Below are 1,269 nucleotides of genomic sequence, written 5' to 3'. Positions count from 1 at the left end.
TCTTGCGCTACCTGCGGTGGGGGAAGACCGTGGCCACCCCGCCCACGGGCACGCCGCCGGTCCTGTTCAGCCCCACTGGGATGACGGTGCTCCTCCTCCCCCTGATGGTCGGGTTCTCCGGCCTCTCGGTGTTCCTGGGGACGTCCCCCTTGAAAGGGCGCCTCGGGGAGCACGCGTTCGACCGGCGCCTCTCGATCGTCGACGATGGCACGATCCCGTTTGGGCCGCGGTCACGGGCGTTCGACGACGAGGGCCTGCCCACGTCCCGCCTTCCGCTCGTGGAGGACGGGGTGGTGCAGGGGTTCTTCTACGACCTCCGGGCGGCGGCGCTCGCGTCCGCCGAGCCCACCGGCAACGGGATGAAGGGGTCCCCGCTGGGCGGGGGTGGGTTCCGCAACCCGCCCGCGCCAGCCCCGCGTAACATCGTGATTCAGCCCGGGGAGGGGGACCTGGACGAGCTCATCCGCGACATGAAGGACGGGTTGATCGTGGTGGACGTGCTGGGCCTGGGTCAGGGCAACGTCCAGTCCGGGGCGTTCTCCAACAACGTCGGCGTCGGGTTCGCGGTGAAACAGGGCCGGGTCGTGGGCCGGGTCAAGAACACGATGATCGCCGGGAACGCCTACGACGTGCTCAAGCAGGGCGTCCTCGCCGTGGGAGGGGAGGCGGAATGGGTGCACGGGAGCGTGTACACTCCTCCGTTCCTCGTCCAGGGGGTAGGGGTGGTCGCCCGCTGACCCTTGACAGAGTAACAGTGTTATGTTATACTGGCCCCTCGTAGGAGGTGGCCAGCATGTTGATGCATGGGTCGTTCCTGGAAGAGGTCTGCCGGTGGGATCCGTATCCCGCTAGGGGCGAGGAGCAGTGCCCCCGGCGCTGGGGGCTCCTGCGCTCCGTGCTTTCCCCTGCCGCCAGCCGGCGGTAGGGCGACACCGCCATGGACGAGGAGCTGATCGCCAAGAAGGATGTCCTGGAGCTGACCGGCATTTCCTACGGTCAGCTCTACCGGTGGAAGCGAAAAGGGCTCATCCCCGAGGCGTGGTTCATCCGCCGCTCGACGGTGACAGGCCAGGAGACGTTCTTCCCCAAGGAGAAGATCCTGGCCCGCATCGCCCAGATCCGGTCCCTCAAGGAGGAACGTTCCCTCGATGAACTTGCCCGGATCTTGGCCCCGGAGGCGGCCCCGGTGGGGGCGCGGTGGGACGACCCCACCGCCCTTGCCCCCATCGGCAAGGCCGGGAAGAGCCTCCTGTGGAAGGAGGGCGGGTA

The 1,269-nt window shown here is 68.2% G+C and carries 2 protein-coding genes; both read left to right on the top strand.

Annotated elements, in window-relative coordinates; translation table 11 throughout:
• A partial coding sequence (locus NUV94_08210; GenBank protein MCR4392718.1) for a TldD/PmbA family protein occupies positions 1–737 on the top strand: 737 nt, incomplete at its 5' end.
• A gap of 200 nt (positions 738–937) precedes the next feature.
• Positions 938–1,269, top strand: a 332-nt coding sequence (locus tag NUV94_08205) for a YhbD family protein (GenBank protein MCR4392717.1), incomplete at its 3' end; no start/stop codon positions are given.

Source organism: Candidatus Acetothermia bacterium (assembly GCA_024653305.1).
Classification (GTDB): domain Bacteria; phylum Bipolaricaulota; class Bipolaricaulia; order Bipolaricaulales; family Bipolaricaulaceae; genus JACIWI01.
The sequence above is the reverse complement of the archived record's forward strand: the minus strand, read 5'-3'. Positions and strand labels throughout refer to the sequence as shown.